At 70.5% G+C, this 25,803-nt stretch carries 23 protein-coding genes; 10 read left to right on the forward strand and 13 right to left on the reverse strand.

Going from position 1 to position 25,803, the window contains the following annotated elements:
• Position 1: 1 nt before the first annotated feature.
• Together J5X86_RS18975 and J5X86_RS18980 are read right to left on the reverse strand one after the other, a co-directional pair.
• Entirely contained in the window at positions 2-865 is an 864-nt protein-coding gene (locus tag J5X86_RS18975) for a 3-hydroxyacyl-CoA dehydrogenase family protein (protein WP_208517958.1), read from the reverse strand.
• Positions 866-1,309: 444 nt separating this feature from the next.
• Entirely contained in the window at positions 1,310-2,239 is a 930-nt protein-coding gene (locus J5X86_RS18980; protein ID WP_208517959.1) for a LysR family transcriptional regulator, read from the reverse strand.
• 257 nt (positions 2,240-2,496) lie between these two features.
• Between J5X86_RS18980 and J5X86_RS18985 the strand changes: the two genes are divergently transcribed.
• Positions 2,497-3,159: a hydrolase gene (locus tag J5X86_RS18985; protein ID WP_208517960.1), complete on the forward strand. Its 663-nt coding sequence runs from the start codon at positions 2,497-2,499 to the stop codon at positions 3,157-3,159.
• 184 nt (positions 3,160-3,343) lie between these two features.
• On the opposite strand, the gene J5X86_RS18990 is transcribed toward J5X86_RS18985, so the two are convergent.
• Both J5X86_RS18990 and J5X86_RS18995 read right to left on the reverse strand, forming a co-directional pair.
• A complete protein-coding gene (locus tag J5X86_RS18990) occupies positions 3,344-4,918 on the reverse strand; it encodes an FG-GAP and VCBS repeat-containing protein (protein ID WP_308124617.1) in 1,575 nt (524 codons plus the stop codon).
• Between the two features lie 83 nt (positions 4,919-5,001).
• Complete coding sequence (locus tag J5X86_RS18995) at positions 5,002-5,160, reverse strand: hypothetical protein (protein WP_162952970.1); 159 nt, start codon at positions 5,158-5,160, stop codon at positions 5,002-5,004.
• 153 nt (positions 5,161-5,313) lie between these two features.
• Here J5X86_RS18995 and J5X86_RS19000 point away from each other — a divergent pair, with 153 nt between their 5' ends.
• From J5X86_RS19000 to J5X86_RS19010, 3 genes are read left to right on the forward strand one after another with little or no spacing between them, the layout of a single operon-like run.
• Complete coding sequence (locus J5X86_RS19000) at positions 5,314-6,162, forward strand: helix-turn-helix transcriptional regulator (protein ID WP_208517961.1); 849 nt, start codon at positions 5,314-5,316, stop codon at positions 6,160-6,162.
• Positions 6,141-6,350: a DUF397 domain-containing protein gene (locus J5X86_RS19005; protein WP_208517962.1), complete on the forward strand. Its 210-nt coding sequence runs from the start codon at positions 6,141-6,143 to the stop codon at positions 6,348-6,350. Before J5X86_RS19000 ends, J5X86_RS19005 begins: the two co-directional genes overlap by 22 nt.
• On the forward strand, positions 6,347-7,099 hold the full coding sequence (locus tag J5X86_RS19010; protein WP_208517963.1) for a type 1 glutamine amidotransferase: 753 nt from the start codon (positions 6,347-6,349) through the stop codon (positions 7,097-7,099). Before J5X86_RS19005 ends, J5X86_RS19010 begins: the two co-directional genes overlap by 4 nt.
• 10 nt (positions 7,100-7,109) lie before the next feature.
• On the opposite strand, the gene J5X86_RS19015 is transcribed toward J5X86_RS19010, so the two are convergent.
• The 3 genes from J5X86_RS19015 to J5X86_RS19025 all read right to left on the reverse strand — a co-directional run bounded on the left by J5X86_RS19015 (position 7,110) and on the right by J5X86_RS19025 (position 10,596).
• Positions 7,110-7,874: a sulfite exporter TauE/SafE family protein gene (locus J5X86_RS19015; protein ID WP_208517964.1), complete on the reverse strand. Its 765-nt coding sequence runs from the start codon at positions 7,872-7,874 to the stop codon at positions 7,110-7,112.
• A gap of 142 nt (positions 7,875-8,016) precedes the next feature.
• Positions 8,017-9,015: a WD40 repeat domain-containing protein gene (locus J5X86_RS19020; protein WP_208517965.1), complete on the reverse strand. Its 999-nt coding sequence runs from the start codon at positions 9,013-9,015 to the stop codon at positions 8,017-8,019.
• A gap of 69 nt (positions 9,016-9,084) precedes the next feature.
• Positions 9,085-10,596, reverse strand: coding sequence for a glycosyltransferase family 39 protein (locus J5X86_RS19025; protein ID WP_208517966.1), 1,512 nt, complete (start codon positions 10,594-10,596; stop codon positions 9,085-9,087).
• A 128-nt stretch (positions 10,597-10,724) separates the two neighbouring features.
• Here J5X86_RS19025 and J5X86_RS19030 point away from each other — a divergent pair, with 128 nt between their 5' ends.
• The 4 genes from J5X86_RS19030 to J5X86_RS19045 all read left to right on the forward strand — a co-directional run bounded on the left by J5X86_RS19030 (position 10,725) and on the right by J5X86_RS19045 (position 14,382).
• Positions 10,725-11,405, forward strand: a complete 681-nt coding sequence (locus J5X86_RS19030; protein ID WP_208517967.1) for a response regulator transcription factor — start codon at positions 10,725-10,727, stop codon at positions 11,403-11,405.
• Positions 11,392-12,867 (forward strand): cell wall metabolism sensor histidine kinase WalK, encoded by a 1,476-nt coding sequence (locus J5X86_RS19035; RefSeq protein ID WP_208517968.1) that lies wholly within the window; start codon positions 11,392-11,394, stop codon positions 12,865-12,867. Before J5X86_RS19030 ends, J5X86_RS19035 begins: the two co-directional genes overlap by 14 nt.
• A 193-nt stretch (positions 12,868-13,060) precedes the next feature.
• Positions 13,061-13,933: a helix-turn-helix domain-containing protein gene (locus J5X86_RS19040; protein ID WP_208517969.1), complete on the forward strand. Its 873-nt coding sequence runs from the start codon at positions 13,061-13,063 to the stop codon at positions 13,931-13,933.
• A gap of 5 nt (positions 13,934-13,938) precedes the next feature.
• Positions 13,939-14,382: a VOC family protein gene (locus J5X86_RS19045; protein ID WP_208517970.1), complete on the forward strand. Its 444-nt coding sequence runs from the start codon at positions 13,939-13,941 to the stop codon at positions 14,380-14,382.
• 18 nt (positions 14,383-14,400) lie between these two features.
• Here the strand turns inward: J5X86_RS19045 and J5X86_RS19050 are convergent, their stop codons facing one another.
• The 5 genes from J5X86_RS19050 to J5X86_RS19070 all read right to left on the reverse strand — a co-directional run bounded on the left by J5X86_RS19050 (position 14,401) and on the right by J5X86_RS19070 (position 23,220).
• The gene (locus J5X86_RS19050) at positions 14,401-15,612 is read right to left on the reverse strand and encodes a type III PLP-dependent enzyme (RefSeq protein ID WP_208517971.1); all 1,212 of its coding nucleotides are present in this window, start codon (positions 15,610-15,612) and stop codon (positions 14,401-14,403) included.
• The gene (locus tag J5X86_RS19055; protein WP_208517972.1) at positions 15,609-17,474 is read right to left on the reverse strand and encodes an IucA/IucC family siderophore biosynthesis protein; all 1,866 of its coding nucleotides are present in this window, start codon (positions 17,472-17,474) and stop codon (positions 15,609-15,611) included. Before J5X86_RS19055 ends, J5X86_RS19050 begins: the two co-directional genes overlap by 4 nt.
• Before the next feature lie 83 nt (positions 17,475-17,557).
• Positions 17,558-19,711: an IucA/IucC family protein gene (locus tag J5X86_RS19060; protein ID WP_208517973.1), complete on the reverse strand. Its 2,154-nt coding sequence runs from the start codon at positions 19,709-19,711 to the stop codon at positions 17,558-17,560.
• Entirely contained in the window at positions 19,708-20,958 is a 1,251-nt protein-coding gene (locus tag J5X86_RS19065) for an acetyl-CoA carboxylase biotin carboxylase subunit family protein (RefSeq protein ID WP_208518040.1), read from the reverse strand. The genes J5X86_RS19060 and J5X86_RS19065 overlap by 4 nt, the downstream gene beginning before the upstream one ends.
• 186 nt (positions 20,959-21,144) lie before the next feature.
• Positions 21,145-23,220, reverse strand: coding sequence for a carboxyl transferase domain-containing protein (locus J5X86_RS19070; protein WP_208517974.1), 2,076 nt, complete (start codon positions 23,218-23,220; stop codon positions 21,145-21,147).
• Positions 23,221-23,448: 228 nt separating this feature from the next.
• Between J5X86_RS19070 and J5X86_RS19075 the strand changes: the two genes are divergently transcribed.
• Complete coding sequence (locus tag J5X86_RS19075; RefSeq protein WP_208517975.1) at positions 23,449-24,492, forward strand: lytic polysaccharide monooxygenase; 1,044 nt, start codon at positions 23,449-23,451, stop codon at positions 24,490-24,492.
• 154 nt (positions 24,493-24,646) lie between these two features.
• Here the strand turns inward: J5X86_RS19075 and J5X86_RS19080 are convergent, their stop codons facing one another.
• Positions 24,647-25,159: a MarR family winged helix-turn-helix transcriptional regulator gene (locus J5X86_RS19080; protein WP_208517976.1), complete on the reverse strand. Its 513-nt coding sequence runs from the start codon at positions 25,157-25,159 to the stop codon at positions 24,647-24,649.
• A 116-nt stretch (positions 25,160-25,275) separates the two neighbouring features.
• On the opposite strand from J5X86_RS19080, the gene J5X86_RS19085 reads away from it, so the two are divergent.
• Positions 25,276-25,692, forward strand: coding sequence for an organic hydroperoxide resistance protein (locus J5X86_RS19085; protein ID WP_078647314.1), 417 nt, complete (start codon positions 25,276-25,278; stop codon positions 25,690-25,692).
• Positions 25,693-25,803: the final 111 nt, after the last annotated feature.

Here is a 25,803-nt window from a genome sequence, read left to right on the forward strand (position 1 = left end):
CTCACGAAAGCACCTCTCCATAGTTGTAGAACCCGCGCCCTGTCTTACGCCCCAGATCACCGCGGCGCACCTTCTCCATCAGAAGTTCACAGGGCTCGAAGGTGGAATTTCCGGTCCGCTCGGCAAGCAGCCGAAGAGCGTCCGCGAGATTGTCGAGTCCGATCAGATCGGCGGTGCGCAGCGGGCCGGTCGGATGACCGAGGCAGCCGTGCATGAGCTGGTCCACGTCCTCGACACTCGCGGTGCCCTCGGCGACGATGCGCGCCGCTTCATTGATCATGGGGTGCAGCAGCCTGCTGGTGACGAAGCCCGGCGCGTCACGCACGACAACCGTCTTCCGCCCCAGCCGGCCCAGCAGGGCCAGGATCGCGGCCATGGCGTCCTCGCCGGTCTGCGGGCCGCGCACCACTTCCACCATCTCGATGAGATAGGACGGATTCATGAAGTGAACCCCGGCCAGTTCCGCGGGCCGCTGCACCGACTTCGCCAGTTCGGCGATGGGGATTCCCGAGGTGTTGGTGATCAGCGGGGTCCCGGCGGGGACCGTGCCGGAGAGGTCCGCCATGACCCGCGCCTTGAGCGCGGCGTCCTCGGTGATCGCCTCGATCACCACATCGGCGTCCGCGACATCGCCGCTGGACAGCGTCGTGGTCAAGGTCCCGGTGGCCTGGGAGGCGGGGAAGGCGCCCATGAACTGCCCGTGCCGCAACAGTTGGGCGATTTCCGCTCGGGCGCTCTCCAGCACATCACCCGAGACATCGACCAGCACGACATCGACCCCACGGCCCAGCGCGAGTGCGGTGATGTTGCGTCCCATTACCCCGGCACCGACGACAGCGATCGTGTCCGATGCGGAACCCGCCATCCCCTGCCTCCAATCGTCACTCAGATGAGCGCGCCCCCGGTAGGGCGCACAACAAGTGAATGCCAACAGGAACGGCAGGCCCCTGTCTCTATGGCACTTTCAGGTAAAAATACTAGGAGAGCGCGGCCGGTGTCGATGGGGCGCAACCACCGCCGCCACCTCGGCATCTTCATCTCGATCCAGGGCGATCTGGACGACCCGCCGGCCGTCGCGGACTGCAAATCACCAGCCCACGGGTCCGTTCACGTCGAAGAAGCCGCCGCTGGGACCGTCCGCCGGGAGCGTGGCGGCGCGCATGCTGTGTTCCCTCATCGACCCCATCCTGGCCCACCTGCGATGTGGCCACACCTACGCCCAACTGGCTGCCACGGCGCGTCGCAAACTCCGCTGCAGCACCACACGCATCACTGACCTGGTCGAGGCTGCGGGCCGTAGCTTCAGGCGCTATGTGATGGGGCTGCGTAGCCATCCGTTGTGTTCAGCGCATCGTCGGGCGGTGGCGAGGACGCTCGCAATGGCGGGCGACGGATCCTTCGCGGGCCACAGCACCGAGAGTTCGGCCACGATCGACGGATCGACGACATCGCGACGAATGATGCTGGTGCCGGCCTTCGCGGCGTGCTCAGCGAACGATGTAGGGGCCAAGCCGACATCGCGTCCGCTGGAGAGCCGGGCGAGCATGGCGTTTACCGGCGGTTCCTCGAACGCGCAAATCTTAGGTGAGAAGCCTGCTTCGTGGCACGCGGCGACGATGCCGTCGTAGTACGCCGGTGCGAGACGGCGAGGGAACAGCTGCAGCGTCTCGTCGCGGAGGACCGTCACCGGGATCGTCGGTGCGGCAGCGAGGCGGTGGCGAGTGCTGAGGAGCGCGGAAACGGGCTCCTCACGGAGAATCTCGCCACCTACCCCGTCGAGCGGCTGCGGTGAGAGGGCGAGACCGATGTCCAGGTCGCCGGCACAGAGCCGTTCGGGAATCTCGGCGCTGAAGAACTCTCGAGGGTCGACCGTGAAGTCGGGGTGGTCTTCCTGGAGAGCATCCAGAAGCACCGTGAGCGTGTCGAAGCTCGTGACCGGCGTATAGCCCAACCGAATCGTCGTCGCGATCCCTGACCCGGCCCGCCGGGTGAGCTGCACGGCTTGCTCCAGCGCAGCTAACGCTATCGGTGCCTCGTGAACCAGCGTCCGGCCCGCCGCGGTGAGCTGCACCCGACGGCTCGAACGCACAAAGAGCGGGGTTTCGAGGGTCTCCTCAAGCTTGCGGATCTGATGACTCAGGGACGGCTGGGAGATGTAGAGACGCATGGCTGCGCGGCCGAAGTGGAGTTCCTCGGCTACGGCCATGAAGTAGCGGAGGACGCGGGGGCTGACATCCATAGACGAATCCTATTGCCCGGCGTCCGGACAAGTCTTGGACGCTCGCCGGATGGCCGCCGTAGCGTCGTTTCACGCCACGGGAGAAACATCGGCGGCGGGCTGGCCGACCTGTGGGAACGTGCCGGGCACCAGGTGACGCGGCTGAGGCGTGGAGGCGGCGACGTCGGCGCCTCGGCCGGTTCGTCTACCGGATGGCATCACCAGAACAGCTCTGACTCACCATCGAAGGCTCAATCCATCACGCAGAAGGAACCATCGTGACACGCACTGCAAAGGCCGGACTCGAAGCACTGCTTACCCCCGAGGAAAGCGTCCTGGTGCTCATCGACCACCAGCCCTTCCAGTTCTCCAATCTCAACAGCCACGAACCAACCATGATCGTCAACAACGTCGTCGGCCTGGCCAAGGCCGCGAAGGTGTTCGACGTCCCCACAGTGCTGACCACGGTGATAGAAGAACGTGGCGGCTACCTCATCAAGGGCCTCCAGGACGTCTTCCCGGACCAGAAACCGATCAACCGCACGTTCATCAACACCTGGGAAGACCGTCGCGTCGTCGACGTCGTGGAGCGAACGGGGCGCAAGAAGCTGATCATTGCCGGGCTGTGGACGGAGATCTGCGTCGCCATGCCCGCCATCCAGGCGCTGGGTGAGGGGTACGACGTCTTCGTCGTCACGGACGCCAGCGGCGGGGTCAGTGCCGAGACGCACGACATGGCGGTGCGTCGCATGGAGCAGGCCGGCGTGGTGCCCATCACCTGGATGGCCGTGATCAGCGAATGGCAGCGCGACTGGGCTCGCGAGTCAACGACCGACGCGCTCGCGCAGGTTCTCTTCGACCACGGTGGCGGTAGCGGGATCGCGCTCGCCTGGGAGCTGCAGTTGCTGGCCACACCCACCACCGATGGTGCTGGCGTGTAGCGCTGGCCGCTGCTGAGCCGGAGGGGGTGGAGCGCTCACGGCCGGCGCACGCTTGCCGCCCGCGGCAAGGGTACGGCGGTGTTCGTCGCCAACGACCAGATGGCGGTGCCGGGGGTGCGCGTGACCATCCCTATGGAGCTGGTCGTACGCCGCGGCAGCGGCCCTGCGCCCAGGGATTAGAGGACTAGCGGGCGATCCCGCCGCCTCCCATATAGAGGTCCAGCTTCCCGGTCCGCTCGAAACTGTCGCCGTACAGCCGGGTGACGCCGCCGGTCGACAGCCCCTGGTCCGTGCCGGGCAGCAGCCATGCGGAGCTGCGAATCTTGTCGTCGCCCGGCGCGGCCACCGTCAGGTCGGCCCGGTGGTCGCCGTCCATGTCGACGAGGCGCACCGACATACCGAACGTGGCCCGCGCGCTCTTCTCGCCGCCGATGTCGCCCGCATCGATGACTCGGGCTCCCTCACCGGTCAGGCCGTTTGGACCGCCCAGCAGGAGCAGCACCTGTTCCGGGCCCGACTTCGCGTACTCCTCGCTCCGGGGTGAGCCGGCCACCACGTCCGCGTAGCCGTCACCGTTGACGTCACCGGTGTCCAGGGAGATGAAGGCGGCGTCCTCGTCCTGAGGTTCCTCGCCGGGTACGCCCGGGGTGTCGCGGTCGACGGTCGTCGACCGTTTTCCCTTCCCCGGCCCAGCCTTGGAGCCGTACACGACGGTCACCGAGCTATGGCTCACCTTGCCGCGCCGGGGACTGAGCACGAGGTCCGCGACGCCGTCGCCGTCCACGTCGCCGACCGCCCCGGCCGCCGCGTCGGGGATGTCGATGTCATCTGGCTGGGCGAGCCCGCCGCGGCGGGCGTGGAAGTAACTGACCGGCCAGCGCTCCTCGAACCGGGCTGTGCCCAGGGGCTTGTCGTGGTGGAAGGCCATCAACTCGTCGGCACCGTCACCGTCCAGGTCCCCGGCGACGAGGCCGCGGTAGTTCGCAGTGTCGATGTCTTTTGCGGGCTGGCGCGGTGCGGACACCGGGCCGGTGCCCGCCGGCGTTCCGTCGCGTTTGAAAGGCCCCTTGAGCAGGCCCTTGTTGGAACCGAGCCCGAAGACCAGATCGGCATGCCCGTCCCCGTCGAAGTCACCAGCGACGAGTTGCTCCTCCAGGATCGGGTCCAGCGCCCAGGAGACGTGGCTGCCGTCCGTCCCCGGCACCCGGACGGCGCTCTTCAGCCCGTCCGGGGAACCCCACAAGATGATCACGCTCGGTTTCCAGTCGAAGACGGCGGTGGCGAGATCGGAGTACCCGTCCCCATCGAAGTCGCGGGACACCACATCGGTCCCGAAGAACGCCTCGTCCCGGGCCTCCCCCGGTGTCCCGGCGTCGTTCTGCGTGAGGTACTGGCAGCGGGCGAGACCGGTCCCGTCGCCCGATCCGTACGCCACCGCGATGCTGCCGCCGCCGCTGCCGTTCTCCACGTCGCCCAGTGCTCCCATGGCCAGGTCGGGGTGGCCGTCACCGTCGAAGTCAGCGGCGGGCGCGGTACCGGCCGGTGCCTGGGCGCCCTTCGCCGGGGCGCCCTTCGCCGGGGCGCCCTTCGCCGGGGCGCTGGAGGGCGCGGTTCCGTGAGCCGCGGTGTGGCAGGTGCGGGGTGCGGCGATGCCCTCGGGCCCGGACTGAGCCAGAACCACTCCGACCGCGACGACGACCGCGACGACAGCCGCACCGCCCGCGATCACCCACCGGCGTTTGCCGCCTCGTTTCCGCACAGTTCCCTGCTCATCATCTTCGACGTCTATGTGATCAAGCACCTCTCGACGGTACCCAACGGTTCCGGACACCCGATTGCGAGTCACAGGTCCGCACGGTCGCGGTGGCGCGGGCAGCGGCAGGGCGGGTACTGGCTGGACCGCAAGGGTTCGAGCTTGTCCTTGACCACGACGACCACCCTGCCGAGCTCCTGCGTGACGACCGCGCCGTCCGGCGAGACGCGGTAGACGCGCATCGTCATCCGTGGGGCATTGGATTCGGTGTGTGAGAACACGTTGACCTGTCTTTCCGGTCGGCCAATTACGTTGTGTGCACATACCGTTGCGTTCCGGCGCGTAGGCTGGAAAGAGGCGACACGTCCCAGCCAAGATCGCGGGACAAGAGGGGATGCACGATGCCGTTCCAGCCACGCGAACTCTTTCCCGACCGCTCCGCCCGCGACCTCTTCGGCGCGGAGATCCGCCGCCACCGAGAGAAGGCGGACATGTCGTTACGGCGGCTGTCCGAGGTGCTGAACTACAGCAAATCGCACCTGGCACGGATCGAGGCGGCGGAGTCCCTGCCGTACGACGACCTCCCGGCCAAGTTGGACGCGTGCTTCGGGACGGACGGGATGTTCGCGCGGGTGTATGCGCTGGCGAAGAACGAGCCGTATCCGTCGAAGCTGCGCCGTGTAGTGGAAGTTGAGAAGCGCGCGGTCACCATCGAGCAATACGCGTGCGCAACCATCCCTGGACTGCTCCAGACTCCCGAACTCGCGAAGGCGTCTCTGCGCATCGGCAATCGGTTCGCCCCTGACGCGGAGATCGAGGCGTGGGCGAAGGCCCGCATCGCTCGACAGGCGCGGCTGGCCGAACCACGGCCACCGCACTGTTGGTTCATCGTGGACGAGGCGGCATTGCGCCGCGCGGCGGGCGGACCTGAGGTGATGCGCCGCCAGTTGGCGTCCCTCCTTGAGCGCGGGACACAGCCCTACGTAACCATTCAGGTCCTGCCGTTCAGGGCGGGCCAGCACGTGGAGGCGGGCGGTTCCTTGCTGCTCTACACGCTGCCGAACGAGCCGTTGCTGGCCTACGAAGAAGGCAGCCGCTTCGGGACTTTCATCGAGGACCTGGACCGAGTCGCGGAGCGTCGGAAGAACTACGATCTGCTCAGGGCCATGGCCCTCTCGCCCCTCGACTCCGAGGCGATGATCCGAGCCGTGATGAAGGACTGGACCTCATGGGAACCGCCCCAGATCTGAGAACCGCTTCGTGGCACAAGAGCAGCTACAGCAGCAACGGGGGCGGCGAATGCGTCGAGGTCGCCGACAACCTCCCCGGCATCGTCCCCGTCCGCGACTCCAAGAACCCTGACGGCCCCACCCTCATATTCCCCAATGGCTCGTGGAGCGCCTTCATAGCGGGCCTGAAGAAGAAGGCAGGGGTGTGACGTCGTTCCCTGATCCCACCGGCCCCCGCCCTCGCCTCCTCGTCGTCCGCAACGCGGAGCGCAGTGGTCCGGGGCGGTTCCTGCCGTGGTGGGAGGAGGTGGGGCTCACGGTGGTCGAAACCGACGGCGCGTCGGCCCCCGCGTCCCCGGAGGGTTTCGACGCGGTGGTCCTGCTCGGTGGTGGCTTCCTGCCGGATGCCGACACATACGCGCCCTGGCTACCGGCCGAACGGGAACTCACCCGGCGTGCCATCGCCGAGGGCGTCCCGTTGCTGGGGATCTGCCTGGGGGCCCAGGTGCTCGCCGTCGCGGCGGGCGGGACAGTGCTCGGCGATCACGGTCGGCCCGAACGGGGCTCCTGTGCTGTCCGGCTGAGGCCGGAAGCCGACGCCGACGCGCTGTTCGCCGGGGTACCACGTGAGTTCCGCGCCATTCAGAACCATCGTGACCAGATCACCGCGCTTCCCCCCGGCGCCGTCTGGCTCGCATCGAGCGACGCCTGTCCGGTGCAGGCGTTCCGGATGGGCGAGCGGGCCTGGGGCGTGCAGTTTCATCCGGAGGCGGGGGCAGACCGCCTCGACGGCTGGGACGAAGCCGCCCTGGCCGACGCGGGTCTGGACCTGCGCGCGCTCCGGGCCGAGGCCGAGCGGGTCGAGCCGGAGTCCGTGCGCACGGCGCGGCGACTGGCGGCGAACTTCGCCGATGTGGTCCGCCAGGCCGCGGACGCATCGCCGACCCGGGCCTCGTAAGCCGTGGGGCTCAGCGCAGCAGCAACTGAAGCCCGCCCAGTACCGTGGCCCCGATGACCAGTCGCTCGAAGAGCCGCTGATTGATCCGGTCCACGCATGCCTTACCGATGTACGCACCGGGCAGCACGAAGAGCGCCAGCAGCGCGTCCAGGAGCAGGGAGCGGCCGTCGATCAGGCCGAGGCCGACGCTGAAGGGCACCTTGGCGACGTTCACGATCAGGAAGAACCAGGCCGAGGTGCCCAGGAAGCCCAGCTTCCGGAAGCCGGCGGAGAGCAGGTAGAGCGACATCACGGGGCCGCCGGCGTTGGCCACCATCGTGGTGAAGCCGCCGAGCACACCGTACGAACCGGCCTTGAGCCGGGCGCCCGCCCCGTCCGCGTCGGGCGTCGCGGGGGCCTCCGCCCGGGCCGCCGCGCGCCGCCGCCACACCGTGACCCCGGCCATCAGCAGCAGGATCGCCCCGATGGACATGCGCACCTCCGCGTCCCCGGCCCAGAGCAAGAACACCGTGCCCACCACGACCCCGGCCGCGACCGCCGGGAACAGCCGCACCAAGGTCCCCCAGTGGGCGTGCCGCCGATAGGTGCGCACGGCGAGCAGGTCGCCGACGATCAGCAGGGGCAGCAGCACACCGGTCGACTCCCGGGCCGGAAGCACCGCCGCGAAGATCGCGAGGCTGACGGTATTGGCGCCGCTGACGGCGGTCTTCGAGAAGCCGACGAGTATGGATGCCGCCGCGAGCGCGGCGAACTCCCAGAGGGTAACGGTGTACATGCCACCGAATGATTCCAGGCCACCGCAACCCCGCCGCAGCCAGGGACCTCAGCGCACCCAGCCCTGGAGCGGCTCGGCGTCGAGCGTGACGCCGACCGGCACGGTCTTGGTGTCTCGACCTTGAGACCCTGGTCGCCGACCACTACGACACCAAGGCGGCCAGGTCCCAGGCGCGGATCACGCCGTCCAGGCCCGCGCTCAGGGCGACTTCACGGCCGCCGAGCATGGTGGTCCGCACTACCGCGACGCCACCCCGATGGCCGGTCAGCGGGGCACCGACTCCCGCGCCCTCGGCCAGGTCCCAAATGCGTACGGTCGCGTCCGCACCCCCGGTTACCGCGAGGAACCGGTCGCCGACCGTGGCAGTGTCCATGGCGCAGACGCCGCCCTCGTGACCGACGATCGGATCGTAGAGCGGCTCATCGCCCTCGTCCTCCGACAGTCCCCATACGTAAACCTGTCCCGGATCCGCCGCCGCCACCACGATCGGACGATCGGCGATCTGGGACACGGCGACCGCTTCGATACTGCCGTCATCAGGGTAAAACGAAGCCAGTTGCTCGTCCCGCGCCAGATCCCACACGCCCACGTCGCTACCGCCCGCCACGACCAGCGAGCGGCCGTTGATCTGTGCGGTGGCGACGGTGCAGATGCCGTGGATGTCGCTGTCCGGTAGCTCCACCGGGGGCTCCTCGGCAGACATCCCCCACACCAGGACTCCGGCATCCGAACCCGTCACGAACCGCGGTGGCCCCTCCCCCCTCACGGTGGCCATGGACCCGACGTAGGGCTCGCCATACATCGCCCCCCGGAGCAGTTCGCCGCTCTCCAAATCCCACAGGGCGGAGCCCTGCTCATGACCACCAGCCGCCAGCAGCACGCGGCTGCCGGAAACGGCCGCGGCCAGCGAGCTCAGCTCGTTCTCGGCGTCGGGGTACTCGACGGCGAGCGGATCTTCAGCAAAGGCGTACGTCAACGGCCGCTTCTGCCACAGGTCCCGCTGCGGGTCCCAGGTCCACACGGCATCGTCGCGGTCGGCGCAGACCACCAGCGGACCGCCGCCCACCTCGACCACCGCAAGGTCAATGATCAGGGAAGAGGAAGGTATTTCGCTGCTCAGCAACACAGATGCGTCTGACATGCGGCGAGCGTAATCCCCAGCTCTGACATCGCAGTCGCATGAGGATGATCATCAACAGCCTGTTCAGCCTCAGTAGCCGTTGTACCGGGGCTCGTAAATAATGACTTGCGCCCCGTCAATTTGTATAGTGAGGTCCTTAGTGAAATATTCTGCCAGAACCCTCTCCTTCATCAGCTCTGTCCCGTTGCCTTCGACATGAATTCCTTCGGGTTCCGTTACTACGAGAATTCGTGCACTGCTGCGCATGCGTGCGCGAATCTGAGGGGAAGGCAATTCGGTGCCGTAAAGGTCGTGCGAGGCTGCCGGAGCGAGCCCCTGGGCAAGGTCCAACATCCCTCTATTTACCGAAGGGTAGGCTAGCGACCATGCGCGCCTCTTCACGGACAAGTAGAGAATTCCGTCGCCAGGAGCGTATTCCCTGGACAGGATTCTTGCCAGAGCGGTGACATTATCCGATCGGCTTTCCGGTGCCCGCAGCTTAAGGGACTCGGGTATGAGCAGTGCGATTGCCAACGCGACAACAATCACCGCAGTTACTCGCAGGGTGCGCCCTAGTTCAGGCACACGATCCAGCACGGCCCCCAGAAGGAGTGCCAGGCCGACGAGACCGTAGAGCACGTACCTCTCCACATAGAAGGGCTTGTAAAGAGAAATTAGCATGAGAAGCGCAGTGGGCAATATGAACAGAGGCAGGGCGATCGCCCGTAGGCTGAAAGGCGCTTCAGGGGAAACTTTGCCGGCGTTCCCTGACGAAGCGAAGTAAGACAGCACTATGGCGAAAGAAGCCAGTATCGCGAAGTGCTGGTATTCACTACCGGTGACACCGTCGATCCATGCGATTTGCCCAGATTGCGCCATCCCCAGAGCCGCAAGGGGTGCGACTCCTGCCGCAACCAATAGCGCGGTGCATGCCCAAGGGCGCCGCGCATGACCTGGCAGGACGAAGGCATGCACTACCAGGGCAAAGGCGGCAAACTGATGCAGAATGCACGCTGCCAGCATGAGAGTGCCATATGCGATCCACGGCGCCATCGAACTTCTACGCCTAACAATTACCGGGGCTCGGCAGCCAAGTGCCGCACTCACAAGAAAATATGTGGCCCAGACCACAAGTGCGCAGACCAGTGAGTACGAGCGCCCCTCCTGTGAATATTTTTGAACATCTGGGAGTACGGCGAAGGAAAGTCCTGCCAGTATTCCAGCTCGCGTCCCTGACAATCGGACCCCGAGCGCCGTTACTCCTGCCGCTGCCAGCGCACCGGCGAGAACAGAGGGAAGACGCAGCACCAGGAGGTCGGTCCCGAATAGGCCAAACAGCCCATGCATGAGAAGGTAATACGCTCCATGTACGGCGTCTATGTTACCCAGCGTCTGCCACAGGTCCGGCAGGCTACGGGAAGCCAATCCGAGAGTCGCAGCCTCGTCATGCCACAGGGCGTCATCTCTGCGAATTCCCCATAGACCGAGAAGAGTGGACAGCAAAACGGGAAAGAGCAAGGGGGTGAGGAATTTTCGGCGTGCGGGCGCGGAAACTTCCTGAGGAGCATTTTCCGTATCGTTGATAAGGTCGAAAAGGGTCATCGGTGGCAGGGCCTTTCAGCAGCGGCGAAGACACTCCGCCAGCGTGCCCGGACCTCGTTGACCGGAGGCTGACCCAACCTGACCGGCCGATCAGGAAGGCGGGCCGGCGCTGTGCAAGGCTGCACCACATGCGCATCCTGGTGGTCGAAGACGAGGTGGACCTTGCCCACACCCTGCACACCGGTCTGACCGCCGAGGGCTACAGCGTCGACCTCGCCCATGACGGCCGACAGGGACTGTGGATGGCCCGGACCGGCGAATACGCCCTTGTCGTACTGGACTTGATGCTGCCCGGACTCAACGGCTACAAGGTCTGCGCCCAGCTCCGCCGGGAAAGCAACGCGACCCCCATCCTGGTACTCACCGCCAAGGACGGGGACTGGGATCAGGCAGAGGCCCTGGACACGGGGGCCGACGACTACCTGGCCAAACCCTTCTCCTACATGGTGCTCGTCGCACGGCTGCGGGCCCTGGTCAGACGAGCCGCCGCGGTCGCCCCGCCCGTCCTCGCCGTGGGCGACCTCTCGTTGGATGTCGCCGGCCGGGTCTGCCGCCGGGCCGGGGCCCGGGTGGAACTCACACCCCGGGAGTTCGCCGTGCTGGAGCTGCTGGCCCGCCGGGCGGGCCAGGCGGTCTCCAAAGCGGATCTGCTCTATCACGCGTGGCCCGACGAAGCCCTGGATCCCAACCTGGTGGAGGCGCGCGTGAGCGCCCTGCGCAAGAAGGTGGACGCCGCGTTCCAACGGCAGTCCCTGCAGACCGTACGGGGCACCGGCTACCGACTGGTGGACGATCGTGAACGTGACTGAGCCGCGGCGCCGTTGGTGGCCGCGGTCGGTGCGATCCCGCACGGCCCTGGCCGTCGCCACGACCGCCGCCGTCATCCTGGTCGGCATCGGCTGGTGGGTACACCGCGACGTCTACCACCGGAGCACGCAGGTCGCCGAGGAACAAGCCCGGACGCAGCTCGGGGCTCTCTGCGAACAGCTCGAACAGGGCGTCGTTCCCGTCTCCACAAGCACCGTGCCGTACGAGGTCGTCGCGACCGGCCGACGCACCGCTGTCGCTTCCGGCGGGGCACTGAAACTCGCCTATCCCGGCACCCGTCACGTGATGCCCACCCCGCCGACGGCCGGCATGGCCGCGCTGACGCCGCTCACCACCGTCCGCCTGCCCGTGAACCGCAACTACAACCCCAGGGACAAATTCGACATCGCCGGCGGGACCCAGCGGGTCATGACCGCCGATATCAGAGCCGATGAACTCAGCAGCGCCGAAAAAGCCGCTCTGGGCGTCGCCGCCGACGCCAAGCTGCGGGTCTATGTCGTCGTGCTCCCGCACACAGCCGAGGAAATCACCGACACCACCCACCGCGTGCTGCTGCGGGCCGGACTCGTCGGCCTCGTACTGATCGCCGCCGCCGCCTACTTCGCCGTCCGCACCGCGCTGCGGCCGGTCGAAGCCATCCGCGTTCTCACCGCCTCCGTCACGGCGAACGACCCCCGCGAACGCGTCACCGTCCCCGCCACGGGACACGAGATCACCGCCCTGGCCACCACCATCAACACCACCCTCCAACGCCTCGACAACGCCGCCGCCCAGCAACGCCGCTTCGTCGCGGACGCCGCCCACGAACTACGCAGCCCCCTCACCACACTGCTCGCCAGCCTGGAAGTCGCGCTCGCCTACCCGGAACGCACTGACTGGCCCGCCACAGCCAACACCGCTGCACGACAGACCCGCCGCCTCCAAGCCCTCGCCGAAGACCTGCTGCTCCTCGCCCGCCTCGACACCCGCACCCCGACAGCCGACGCCGAAACCGTCGACCTGACAGCCGTCGCCTCTCGGCTGACCGAGCAATACCCGCTCGCCGAACGGCCGTTGACCCTCACCTGCGACAGCACCGCTCCCGCACACGCACACGGAAACCCCGACGAATACGAACGGCTGCTGCGCAACCTCATCGACAACGCCGCCCGCCACGCCGCACATCGCATCCAGATCACCGTCCGGAACCAGGACGCCTGGGTCGTCCTCACGGTGCACGACGACGGACCGGGCGTGCCCACCGAGGACGCCGAGCGCATCTTCGAACGCTTCGTCCGGCTCGACGACGCCCGCTCCCGCGACCACGGCGGCACCGGCCTGGGCCTCGCCATCGCCCGCGACCTGGCCCACCGCCACCAAGGCACCCTCACCCTCACCCCCCGGACCCTCGGAGCATGCTTCCAGCTACGCCTCCCCCAAGCCCCCACCCCAGCCGAGAAATGACGCACCTCTCCACGTGAGACGCGTGGCACGACGCGCGCCCGGGAGCATGTGCATGCCCCCGAGAGCCACATCGGAGGCGGCCCGGCCGCGCGGTGGAGACCACCCCGCCGCCGGACGCCGCACGGTAACGGCGCTGGGTAGCGGGGGAACGGCAGCCAAGCCCCGCCGCCTGCGGGCGGGTGATACTGGGCCCATGAGCAGCCACGAGTTCGTGCGGGCCGGGGCCGGGCTCGGGCGCGGGCTCGGTGGGATGGTGGTGACCGCCGTCGGCTATCGCTCCCAGGGGATACCGCCGACGCTGCACCGGGGGCTGCCCTCTCCCTACCTCACGCTGATCTTTTCCCTGGAGGGCCCCGTCGTCGGCGGGGTCACGCCCGAGCAGGCGCGGGGGCCCGGCGCCTCGCGGACGGAGATCGTCGTGGGCGGCCTGCACCAGCGACCCGCGTATATCGCCCAGGCCGGGAGCGAGGCCGGAGTGCAGCTCGCGGTGCATCCGCTGGCGGCGCGCACGCTGCTGGGGCTTCCGGCCGGGGCGCTCACCTCCGAGCTGGTCACCTCCGGGGCGGATGTGCTGGGAAAGCGGGCTGCCGAAATTCGGGAGCGGCTGTGTGAGCAGCAAACGTGGGCGGATCGGTTCGTCACGCTGGGCACGTATCTGCGGGAGCGCGCGGCGGCGGGCGAGGACGGGGCGCCGGTGCGCAGCGAGGTCGCCGAGGCGTGGACGTGGCTGGCCCGGCATCGGGGGGCCGGGACGCTGACGGGTCTGGCCGAGCATGTGGCGCTCAGCCCGCGCCGTCTGACCAGCGTGTTCCGGGCCGAGACGGGGTTGAGCCCCAAGCAGGCGGCGCGGCTGATGCGCTTCCAGCACGCCAGAAGCACGGTGGTCCGGTCCGTGGCGGTGGGCCGGGCGCCGGATCTGGCCCGGGTCGCCGCCGAGTGCGGCTACTTCGACCACTCCCACCTGGTGCGCGACTTCCGTCAGTACACCGGAGTGAGCCCGACCGCCTGGTTGGCCGAAGAGTGCCGGAATATCCAAGCCGGAGGGCATCTCTACGGCGAAGAGTAGGTGCCATGAACACCGCACCGAACCAGCAGCAAGAGCAGCAGAAGCAGCCGCGTGATCCGGCCGTATGGCCCACGCTCCAGGCCCATGACGCCATCGCCCTGATCGACTTCCTGGTCGACACGGTCGGCTTCCTGCGCACGGCCGTCTACCAGGACGAGGACCGCGTCGCCCATGCCCAGCTCGACTGGCCCGAGGGCGGTGGCATCATGCTCGGCTCGTACGACCCGGCCGCCAAGAGCTGGTGCCTGGAGCCGGGCACCTTCGGGGCATACGTCGTCACGGACCACGTCGACGCGCTGTACGAACGGCTCACGGCGGCCGGTGTGCGGGTGCTCCGGCCGATCGAGGACCAGCCGTACGGCAGCCGTGAGTTCGCCATCGCCGACCCGGAGGGCAACAAGTGGTCCTTCGGCACCTATCGCGGTGAGCCCCGCCCCGCCGACGGCTGATCCGTCCGTCCCCCGAGGTCATTCCTCCAGGTAGTGGAAGCCCGGCCGGGGGTGCATCAGGAAGTCGTGGTGCGAGATGTTCCACGCGTACGCACCCGCCATCGCGAAGGCGACGCGGTCCCCCACCCGTAGCTCCGGGACCGGGATCCGGCGGGCCAGCACGTCCTTGGGGGTGCAGAGCTGGCCGACCAGCGTGACCGGCTCCGCCCGTACGGCCGGGCGCGCCCAGGGCCGGGTCCAGGTGTCCCCGGTGTCCATGGGGAGCACCTGGAAGGGCTGGTCGTGCTGTTTGGTGGCGGGGGTGCGGAGGTGGTGGGTGCCGCCGCGCACCACCGCGAACGCCTCGCCCCCGCTGTGCTTGATGTCCAGCACCTCGGTGACGTACCAGCCGCAGTAGACGGTCAGCGCCCGGCCGGGCTCGATCCGCAGGGTGCGGCCGGGGTGGCGGAGGGCGAGGTCCGCCATGCCCTTGCCGTAGGCGGCCCAGTCGAAGCGGCGGTCGGGATGGGCGTAGTCCACGCCCATCCCGCCGCCGACGTTCACCTCGGTGAGGCCCAGCCCGTGGCGTTCGGACAGCTTCGCCGCCCAGTCGGCGATCGCGGCGGCGACGGCGACCTGGGCGGGGGCGTCGAGGCCGCTGGCGAGATGGGCATGGATGCCGCGCAGCCGGAGGGGGCCGCCGCCCGGGCTCGCCTCGGCGAACAGCGGAAGGCAGCGCTCCACGGCTTCGGGGTCGAGGCCGAAGGGGCTGGGGCGGCCACCCATGGCGAGCGCCGCGCCGCCCAGCTCGTCACCGGCCACCGGGAGATTGACGCGCAGGAGGACGTCCACGGCCGGGATCCCCGCGTCCTGCGCCGCCCCGGCCAGCAGCCGCAGCTCCTGTTCGCTCTCCACATGGAACCGCTCCACGCCCAGCGCCAGCGCCCGCCGCAGCTCCCCCTCGGTCTTGCCCGGCCCGCCGAAGGCCAGCGGCGCCCCGGGCACCGCCGCCCGGACATGCTCCACCTCGCCGCCGGAGGCGACCTCGTAGCCGGTGACGTGGGGCGCGAGGGCCTGGAGGATGGCGGGCGCCGGGTTGGCCTTCGCGGCGTAGTAGAGCTCGAGGCCCGGCGGCAGCGCGTCCCGTACGGCCCGCGCGTGGGCGCGGAGCGCGGTCAGGTCGTAGCCGTAGGCGGGAAGGTCGTCGCCGGTCAGCTCCGTGGCGAGGGTACGGACGGCAGAGGTGATCAACGGCTGCTCCCGGGGTGGTGGATGGCGTGGGCTTCTTCGGACACATGGGCCGCTTCCGACACATGCGCCGCTTCCGACACGTGCGCCGCCTCGGACAGCAGGGCGGAGGCGAGCGGGCTGGCGATGCGGACATAGCCCGCGTGGCGGTCGGCCCGACGAGCCCAGCGGGTCAGGAGGTTGGCCTTGGCGGGCAGCGGCACGCCCGCCACGAGGGCACGCAGCGCGGGCGGGTGGTCATGGGCCGCCGAGCGCTCGCACAGCACCCGGCGGACCGCCGACCACAGCGCGGGCTCCAGACGCGGACAGCGGTCGGCGAGGGCGGCCACCATCTCGGCGATGTGGTTGACCAGCAGGCAGTACACCACCCGGTCCCAGCCGCGCTCGCGCTCGTACGTCAGCGGACGGGCCACCGCCTCGGGCAGCGCGGCGAGGGCGGCGGCGTGGCGCTCGGGCACCAGTTTGGTGCCCTCCAGATCCCGGAAGAGCACCTGCCGGGGGGTGCCGTCGGCGGGGTCGACGCCGATGACGACGTTCTGGAGGTGGGGTTCGAGGACCACGCCGTGATCGAAGTAGGCGGCCAGCACGGGTGGTACGAGAAGGTTGAGATACGCCTGCCACCACGCGGAGAGCCGGTCGGGGCCGACATCGGGGAGGAGCCGGGAGATCTGGGCGCCGCTGGTCGGGTACTCATCGGCGACGGCCGCCGCGAGCAGCGCGGTCAGCCCCGGCCGCAGCCGGGCGGCCAGCCCCTCGCGGACGATCACCCCGAAGCCCTCGATGAGCTGCTGGTCGCCGCCGAGGTCCAGCGTCCGGTAGGCGGGTTCGCGCAGCAGCTCACAGCCGGGGAAGCGGGCGGCGAGATCGGCGGCGACCGGCTCCAGCAGCCGGGTCAGGGCGACGGCGCCGGACAGCTCGTAGTCGGCGTTCTTGCGCAGACAGTTGGTGATCCGCACATTGAGGCTGAACTTGAGGAAGTCCCGGCCGTCGTAGAGCGTACGGACCGACGCGGTCGGCGCGAACTCCGCGCCGCCCGGCCCGAGGTCCAGCACCTCGCCCCGGGCGATGGCCGCCCGCAGCAGACGGTGCTCGCGCAGCATCGCGTACTGCCACGGGTGCGCGGGCAGCAGCCGGTAGCCCTCGGGGACGGCGCCCTGCCGGTCGAGCGCGGCGAGGGCTCCGCGTTCCTGGCCGACGTACTCCTGGCCGACGTACTCCTCGCGGACGCACTCCTCCCCGACGTACTCCTCGCGGACGTACTCCTCGCGGACGTACTCCTGGCGTACGGCGAGGTGGTGCAGCGGGAAGCGCGCCCCGGCCTCGGGGGCGAACCGCGCCCAGGAGTCGGCGCTGCCGGTGCGGGCCTTGGGGGTGGGGTGGAAGCGGTGGCCGAAGAGCAGGGACTGCTCGGAGGCGAGGTAGGGGTCCGGGGCGCCGCCGCTCACGGGTGGTGTGTCCCGGTCGTCCAGAGCTTCCCGGCCCTCCAGAGCCGCCAAGGCCGCCGTCATGCCCGCGTGACTGGAGGCGACCTGGTCCAGGAACTCATCGTTGCGCACCCCCGTGCGCAGTTGCAGCTCCCGGCGAATGCGCTCGGCCAACTCGCGCCAGGACACCTCGGTCCAGCCGCCCTCGCGCTGCTCGCTGACCGGCCCGGTGAAGCGGTGCGCCCCGATGAGGGAGGTGCGCCGCAGCCCGACGCGCAACAGCACCCCGCAGCGCGGCAGCCTCAGCCGCAGCCACCCATCGGCCACGACGGTCTGATGCTCCGGCCCCGACACCTCACGGAGCAGACAGTTGAGCAGGGTGTGGGCGGTGGCGTGGTCGGCGGAGGCCACGGTCGCGGCGGGCGAGGAGGTCATGGGCATGGGGCGGCTCCAGCGGGTGCGGAGGAGAGAGGGGCAGGAGGGGCAAGAGGGGCTTGGCGGTATCGGCAAGAGGGGCGCGGCGGTCATCTGCCGCTTCCCCGCAGCAGATAGTTGGGCCCGGTGACGTAGTGCTTGTTGATGTCCGCGGCGCCCGAGCGCTCCTTGGTGAACAAGGTGCCGGCGGTGACCATCGCCTTGACCGGCAGCCGATCCGCGTCCAGCACCCGCCGCCGCAGCAGCGCGGCGGCGGCACCGGGCCGGGTGACGGCGAGCCGGTCGACGGCGTCGGTGAGCCGGTCGCGCAGCCGCCGCAGCAGGGTGTCGAGCGGAGCCCGGCCGAGGCGCGCGAGCTCGAAGACGGGGGCGGCGGCGCACAGATGGACGGTGATAGTGGTGAACACGTCGGCCACCGGCCCGTCGCCGGACGTCAGGATTCTGCGGTCGTCGAATCCGCACAGGTCGGCGGCCGGTCCTCCGCCGACCATGGCGGCGAGCCGTATCGCGTGGACGCGAGGGCCGTCGTGGTCCTTGATGAGCAGCCGCAGCCGGGGCACGGCACCGGCGTTGTCACCGCCGCCTCCACCGCCGCCCTCGAAGACCAGCGAGATGTTCTGCTGATGGGACTCCAGCGCGATGCCGTACGCGAAGAGTGTGGTGTGGAAGTCGAACAGCAGGGTGAGGTAGTCGTCGAGCAGGGCGAGGACGTCCCCGCCGTAGTGGCGCTCGGCGAGCCCGTCGATGACGAGCGTGCCGTCCGGGGCGGGGGCGAGCAGCCCGGCCAGCGGCACGATGGTGGCGTTCTCCAGCCCGGGCGGGTAGCGGCGTACAAGCGTGGCCAGCAGCTCGTGTCCGGCGTGAAGGTGGGTGGTCTCGTCGGCGAGCAGCACGGTCGCACCAAATCGCGGCTCGCGCGCGATCACCGCCTCCACCAGGCGCTGTGCCACCTCGCCGTCGATCAGCGTGCCGGGTTTGACCGAGCGCCGGTTGCGCATCCCCAGCGTGGCGGTGGTGAGCGGCAGTTTGAGGTGGACGAGAGGGTCGTCGGCGACGGCGACGGTCCGCATGGAGAGGGTGGGCCGTACGTCCAGCAGGGGGCGGTCGGCGAGCCGGGCTTCGCCGTCGAGCCCGGCCGCGCGGAGCGCGGCTTCGAGCGGGCGGCCGACGGTGAGCGGATGCACGGGGAAGGCCAGCCGCCGCTCGTCGGAGGGCCGCCCGCTTCCGAGGCCGAGCTGAGCGGGCGTCGGCCACCAGTCGGGCAGCCGCGCCGGGTCACCGCCCACCGCCTCGCGGGGGAGGACGAGCCAGCGCAGCAGGAAGGTGGGGTGGAACTCGGGTGCGTGGGCGCGTAATTGGCCCTCGGTGAAGACGGCCCGGCCCCGGCTGGTCGGGTAGACCGGGTGGTCCCGGAAGGCGGCGAGCGTGTCGTACGCGACCGCCCCGGGCATCCCCGTCCATTGCCCCTCGCCGTGGCGTGCGGCCAGCTCGGCGACGACGGCGGGACGGATGCGGGTGTGCAGCCGCATGGCGTCGAGGGCCTGTCGGCACTCGGTCACGAAGACGTCGTACAGCGGCCGGTCCTCCTCCGGCACGGCGGCCCGCAGCCGCCCGAGGACGGGGGCGAGGCCGGTGAGCGGCCGTTCGGCCGGGGCACAGTCCCTGGACTCGCTGGCCGGGCCGGACGCGGACGGCGGCTCGGCGTCGGCCGGTTCGGCACAGGCCGGTTCAGCCGGGGCCGGTTCAGCCGGGGACCGTTCGGCACCGCCCGGTTCAGCGTCCACCCGATCAGCACCGCCCGGTTCGGCATCGGCGCGATCGGCGTCGGCCGGTTCGGCGGAGGTCCGTTCGGCATCGCCCGGTTCGGCCGGGGCCGATTCGGCGTCGGCCCGTCCGGCGGGGGCCCTATCGGCATCGCCCGGTTCGGCGTCAGCCCGTTCGGCACCGCCCGGCTCGGCGGAGGTCCGTTCGGCATCGCCGGGTTCGGCGTCGGCCCGTTCGGCCAGGGTCCATTCGGCAGTCGCGGGAGCGCTCAACCGCAGGGGCCGGCGACGAGCGCGGATATCGCACTGGAAGCCCTCGGGTTCCACCGGCAGCAGCACGCTTTCGCCCCCCTCGAGCGCGATGCGCAGCCAGTCGCCGTCGGCGCGCCGTTCCAGGGTGGCGCGGCTGCGCAGCTTGTAGGCGTCCTCTCGGAGGAGCGTGTCGAGCACCCGTCCGAGAAGCTCCTCTTCCTCTGTCACACGATCTCCCATCGGTGGGCCGCGAGGAACTGCGCCACCGCCGCGTCGATCCGCCCCTGGTCGGTGCCGGTGGCCCGGAGTACGCCGAGGAAGTCTCGATTGGTGCGGTGGAGTGGGTGTTCCTCGCCGACCCCGCGCAGCGGCCGGTAGTCCAGTCGTACGCCGTCGCGCTCGGTCACGCTCGCCGGAGGGGCGGAGGCGAGCCGCCCGGCGCGGTCGGCCAGGACGTACTCCATGCGAACCCTGCCGTCGGTGCGCGCGCCGAGGTCGTCCGGGAGCGGCTCGCCCAGGTGCGTACGGAGGATGTACTCGAAAAGGGGGATGCCGAGGAGTTCGGCGAGGGCGAGGTCGCACTGGTCGCCTATGGCACGGTAGTTGACCTCGATGAGGCGGGCCCGGTCACCCTGGACGACATACTCGGTGTGGCACACACCGAAGCCGACGCCCAGCGCGCGCAGTTGCGCCAGCACCTGATCGGTGTGCGGCTGCGGGGATGGGGCGGGCAGCAGGTGCAGCCGTTCCTCGATGAAGTGCGGGGGCGGCGAGAGCTCGGTGCGGAAGCCGCCGAGGACATGCAGGGTGCGGCCGTCGCCGAGGGTTTCGAGGGTGCGCAGCTCGCCGTCCAGGAACTCCTCGACGACCAGGGCAGCTCCGGGCCGCCGGGCCCGTATCTCGACGCAGCGCCGGACGAGTTCGTCGGCGTCGGCGACGAGGACGACGTCCTCGCTGGCCACGCCCTCGCGCGGTTTGACCACGCAGGGGTAGGGCGCGTCGAGTCCGGCGAGGGTGGCGGGTTCCTGCCCGGTGGCGAGTTCGGCGGACCAGACGGGGTCGGCGGACCAAGCGGGGTCGGCGGACCATGCGGGGTCGGCGGCGTCCGGGCCCGCGGCGGCGAGGGCGCGGCGCAGCTCGGCCTTGTTCTTGGTGCGCAGCGCGGCGCGCCAGTCCTTGCCCGGGAGGCCGAAGTACTCGGCGGCGAGGGCGGCCTGGGTCTGGAGGTGGTCGCTGTTGGTGAAGACGGCGCGGGGGCGGCCGTCGGCGGCGATACGGCTGATGACCTCGGCGAAGTCCCGTACGTCGCAGGGGACGATGTCGAGCGCGGGGAACGCGTGGTCCTGCCGCCCGTAGGCGCGTTCATGGGCCTCGGGCTGGTCGGTGAGCAGGGTGACCGCCAGGCCGAGCCGGGCCGCCGCGGGGAGGAAGCCCTCGGTGACGGAGTCGGTGGGGTTGAGGGCCAGGAGGTGCAGCCGAGGCGGCGTCGGGGCGGCCGAGGAGCCCCCGAGGGCAGGGGAAGAGGACGGCCGTGACGCCGCGTCGAGATCATTCTCGTTCACGGCCCGAGATTAGGTTAGGCATGCCTAAGACCGCTAATTCGACGTGCCGGTCCGCCCGTTTGGCCCTGATTAGCCGTCAACAACGGTCAACGGTCGGCGTCAACGGCCCAGCCCGATCCGGCGATGACGAACGCGGCGCGCGGCAAGCCGCTCACCCGGGTCCTGGGCGCGCAGGGCGGCGAGTTCGGCACCGAGGAGATGGCCGAGGCGGCTCAGGAAGACGTCGGGGGCGCGGGAGGCGTCCTCGGCACGGGAGGTCTCCGGGGCCCCGGAGGCACCCTCGACCTGGGAAGCGTCCCCGGCCCGGGAGCGGTCCCCGGCCTGGGAGCGGTCCCCGGCCTGGGAGCCGTCCCCGACGCGGGAGGCGTCCCCAGCCGGGTAGGCGTCCCCGAAGCCGGAGGCTTCCCCGGCCCGGGAGGCGTCCCCGACACGGGAGCCGTCCCCAGCCTGGGAAACGTCCCCAGCCTGGGAGCGGTCCCCAGCCTGGGAGCCGTCCCCAGCCCGGGCGCCGTCCCCGAAGCCGGAGACATCCTCCTCCACAATGCGGTCGACGATGCCCTGGGCGAGAAGGTCGGCGGAGCGTACGCCCTGGCGGGCAGCGACCTCGTACGCCCGCTCCGTCGTGCGGTGGAGGATCGCGGACGCGCCCTCCGGCGGCAGCGGCGACAGCCAGGCGTGGCGCGCGGCCACGACCCGGTCGGCGGGCAGCAGCGCGAGCGCGGCGCCGCCGGCGCCCTGGCCGAGCAGCAGGCAGAGGGTGGGCGCGGGCAGGGTCACCATGTCGGCGAGGCACCGCGCTATCTCCGCCGCGAGCCCGCCCTCCTCGGCCTCACGGCTGAGCGCGGCCCCCGCGGTGTCGATGACGGTGAGCAGCGGCAGGCCGAGTTCAGCGGCGATGTGCATCCCGCGCCGCGCGGTCCGCAGCCCCGCCGGGCCCAGCGCCTGCCCCTCCCCCGGCCCCTCGGCCGTATCGCCTTCGCGGGCGCTGCGCCGGTTGTGGCCGAGGACGACACAGGGCGTCCCGCCGACCCGGGCGAGCGCGAGCAACAACCCGGGATCGTGCTCCCCGGCCCCCGTACCGCTGAGCGGACTCACATCCTCGGCGGCGACCCGCAACAGATCCCGCACTCCGGGCCGCTCAGCCCGCCGCGAAGCCCGTATCGACACCTCCGCCGACGGCACAACCACTCCCGGCCCCGCGCCGTCGGGGGCCCCGCCGAAGTCGGCGGGCGCGGCCCGATCGTGGGCGGACCCCACGCCCCCGGCGACCCCTGCCGCCTCCGGCGTGGCGGCGCCGTCCACGCCGCCAGGCGCCATGGACGGCCTGCCCCCGGCCGCGGCATCCCCACGCCGCCCGGGTTCCTCCGCCGCTGGGGCGGCGCCGGAGGCCGGGGCCACCCCGGGGCCGGAAGCCGGGGCCACCCCGAGACCGGAGGCCTCGGCGGGCTCGCTCGCGCAGAGGACCCGCAGCACCCGTGCCGCCACGCCCGACAGTCGGCTCAGGGGGAGCACCGCGTCGATCAGGCCGTGGTTCATCAGGTTCTCGGCGTTCTGCACACCGGGCGGAAATTCCTCCCCGTACAGGGCCTCATGCACCCGCGGGCCCATGAAGCCGATGAGGGCGCCCGGCTCGGCGGCGGTGACATGGCCGAGGGAGCCCCAGGAGGCGAGGACGCCGCCGGTTGTGGGGTGGCGGAGGTGGACGAGATACGGCAGGCCCGCCGCCTTGTGGTCCGTGATCGCCGCGGCCACCTTCACCATCTGCAGAAACGCGACCGTGCCCTCCTGCATCCGGGTGCCGCCCGACGCCGGGGCCGCGAGCAGGGGCAGCCGTTCCGCCGTGGCCCGCTCCACGGCGCGTACCAGCCGCTCCCCCGCGGCGACCCCTATCGAGCCGGCCAGGAAGCGGAACTCGCAGGCGACCAGCGCCACCCTGCGCCCCTCGATACGGCCCTCACCAGTGATGACCGACTCGTCCAGCCCGGTGCGCTCCCTTGCCCGCTCCAGGTCGGCCCGGTAGTCGGGGTCGTCCGTGGTGATCTCCACCGGTTCGTCCCAGCCGTGCCAGCTACCGGGGTCGACGATGGCCTCGATCAGCTCACGGGCCGAGGCGCGGGCGGCGCCACGGGAGGCGCCCGGGCCGCCGGAGCCGCCGGAAGAGTTCGTTGCGGTCATATGTGTCACCCTTCCACGCCACCGACCCCCCGCAATCATCGGCGATCACCTCGGGTACCCCCGGGACCGGGCCAGTCTCAGCTCTGCCTGAGCTGCTCCTTAACGGCGCCATAAGACCGGCGAGGAAGCCGTTGGGCGGGGCTAGCGTGCTGCGCGTCACCCCCCAACCGCATCACCCCCCAACCGCGTGACCTCCCAGCGCGTCCCCCACCGAAGGAGCCCCCGACGATGACCGCTCGTGCGACCGCTCACCGCAGAACCGCCCGGCTCGCCGTACTCGGCGTGGTGCCACTCGCCCTCACCGCGCTGACCGCCGACCCGGCCGCCGCGCACGGTTCGATGCAGGACCCGGTCAGCCGGGTGTCGGCGTGTTTCGCGGAGGGGCCGGAGAGCCCGGACTCGGCGGCCTGCAAGGCGGCCGTCCAGGCGGGCGGCACCCAGGCGCTCTACGACTGGAACGAGGTCAACATCCCGGACGCCGCCGGGCGCCACAAGGAGATCATCCCGGACGGAAAGCTGTGCAGCGCGGGCCGCGACAAGTACAAGGGCCTGGACCTGCCGCGCGCCGACTGGCCGGCCACCGCCATGACGGCCGGTGAGCACACCTTCACCTACCGGGCCACCGCGCCCCACCGGGGCAGCTTCGAGCTGTACGTCACCAAGGACGGCTACGACCCGACGAAGCCGCTCACCTGGGCTGACCTGGAGTCGGAGCCGTTCGCCAAGGTCACCGATCCCACGCTGAAGGACGGGAGTTACGTCTTCACGGGGAACGTCCCCGACAAGTCGGGCCGCCATCTGATCTACAGCGTCTGGCAGCGCTCGGACAGCCCGGAGGCGTTCTACACCTGCTCGGACGTGACGTTCGGCGGAGCCGGAGCCGCGGCGGCCAAGGGGGCCGGGACGAGCGCGAGTTCCGCACCCACCGCCGCCGCGCCCAATGACGCGCAGATAGCGGAGGGCACCGAGAAGTCGACCGTCGATCACCACGGCCACGGCGGTGACGACGGCGCCGAGGCCGAACACCAGCCGAAGGCGGCGGACGAGAAGAGCACGGAGGCGAACCAGCCCGAGGCCAAGAGCGCCAAGGTCATGGCCGCGGACACCGAACCGCAGGACGGCAGCGCCGACGGGCAGCGTCTCGCCGAGACCGGGGGCGACGGGTCCACCGCCCCCATGGCCATCGGCGGCGCCGCGGTCCTGGCCGCCGGCGCGGCCGTGCTGTTCGCCGCCGCCAACCGCCGCAAGGCCGTACGCCGCGGCCGCGGCTGAGGCCGTAGGCCGTAACGTAACCGCGGCCGATCGGAGCGAGCCGGTCCCGGGGAGGATGACGCCGCCCCCGGGACCGGCTCTCCTCGTTCCTCCCCCGCCTCGTTCAAGCACCCTTCACGACGAGTCGCCCGTCACCAACATCCCCGGACAGGGCCTACGCTTCCTCGTCGGCCAGCGCCGCGTCGAGGGCCGCCGTCAGCCGCTGCACCCGGGCCTGCAGGTCCACCGCCTCCGCCAGGCCGAGGCCGCTGGCCTCGATCGCCTTCAGGGGGACGCCCTGGGCGCGCTCCTTCAGCGCCGCGCCCTCCGCCGTCAGCCGGACCGTCACCGAGCGCTCGTCGTGTGCGCTGCGCTCGCGCTGGACGAGTCCGGCCGTCTGCATCCGCTTGAGCAGCGGCGAGAGGGTACCCGAGTCCAGCCGCAGGAACTCCCCCAGCCGCTTGACCGGCATCTCCCCGTACTCCCAGAGCACCAGCATGGCCAGGTACTGCGGATAGGTCAGCCCCGTGTCGCTCAGCACCCGGCGGTAGAGGCCGTCGAAGGCGCGGGAGGCGGCGTGCAGGGAGAAGCAGAGCTGCCGATCGAGCCGGAGCAGTTCATCGGCGGGGTGCGGCTCCGGGGTGGTGCGATCGGTGTCGGTGGTGGTGCGGTCGGGCTGGTGTGACATGTGTCCAGCGTACCCTTTAGTTGTGCACAACTTAATTGTGTGCTGTACTTCCATCCGGAGGCAGGGCGCACCGGGCGCCCACCTCCCGACTGCCTGACACGAAAGGGATGGTCTTCATGGACGCGATCTACACCGCGGTGGCCACTGCCAACGGACGCGACGGCCGGGCCGTGAGCTCCGACGGACAGCTCGACCTGCCGCTCGCCATGCCGCCCGCCCTCGGCGGCAACGGCCAGGGCACCAACCCCGAGCAGCTCTTCGCCGCGGGCTACGCCGCCTGCTTCGCGTCCGCGCTCGGCCTCGTCGGCCGCCAGGCCAAGGTCGACACCAAGGACATCTCCGTCACCGCCGAGGTCGGCATCGGCAAGGACGAGGCGGACGGCGGCTTCGGGCTCAAGGTGACGCTGCGCGTCGAGCTGCCGGGCGACCTGGAGAACGAGACCGGCCGCAAGCTGGTCGAGCAGGCGCACCAGGTGTGCCCGTACTCCAAGGCGACGAAGGGCAACCTCGAGGTCGAGCTCGTCGCCGAGTAATCGGACGACGGCCGCTCGTCGCCGGGGCGGTCGAGGGCGGGCTGGTAGCGGCGCGAGGCGGACCAGCCCGACGGGCGACGCGCCCTGCTCGTACGGACCGAGACAGGGCGC

The organism is Streptomyces sp. NEAU-YJ-81 (assembly GCF_017592595.1).
Lineage (GTDB): Bacteria > Actinomycetota > Actinomycetes > Streptomycetales > Streptomycetaceae > Streptomyces > Streptomyces hygroscopicus_B.